The sequence below is a fragment of the Paenibacillus sp. 10L310 genome, assembly GCF_056395745.1.
Map to the genome: position 1 here is coordinate 1 of NZ_JBFTKC010000061.1, position 563 is coordinate 563.

2 rRNA genes are annotated in these 563 nt (G+C 48.3%); both read right to left on the reverse strand.

Annotation, left to right across the window (positions count from 1 at the left end):
• Window positions 1–147 (reverse strand): 23S ribosomal RNA (locus tag AC1DE7_RS31800); the annotation flags it as partial.
• Window positions 148–453: 306 nt separating this feature from the next.
• Window positions 454–563, reverse strand: a 16S ribosomal RNA gene (locus AC1DE7_RS31805); the annotation flags it as partial.

Below are 563 nucleotides of genomic sequence, written 5' to 3' on the forward strand. Positions count from 1 at the left end.
TGGAAATTACCCCAGCTGGGTTTCCCCATTCGGACACCCCCGGATCAAAGCTTGCTTACAGCTCCCCGAGGCAGTTTCGTTGTTCGCCACGTCCTTCATCGGCTCCTAGCGCCTAGGCATCCTCCGTGTGCTCTTAGTAGCTTAACCATATCGCTCGTGTTCGAGCTGTCACTCCGGTTGGTTTGCTTGCGCAAATCCAAAAGTCGTTCCATTTCGATCACTCGCTCATGCAATCTACCTTATAAAAACACTTSACTTGTTTRCACAAGTTYAGCTTAAAGGAATGTTCTAATTCGCGTTTGTTTCGTTTCGATATCTAGTTTTCAAAGAACAAGCTCCATGCAAAAGCAAGCTGTTTGAGAGTTTGAGCTCTCAAAACCGAACAACGAGTGAGTGTTTTGCAGCTAAGCTGCATATTTGAATGTTTCCGTTGCAGGAAACGATTCTCCRTAGAAAGGAGGTGATCCAGCCGCACCTTCCGATACGGCTACCTTGTTACGACTTCACCCCAATCATCTATCCCACCTTCGGCGGCTGGCTCCTTGCGGTTACCCCACCGACTT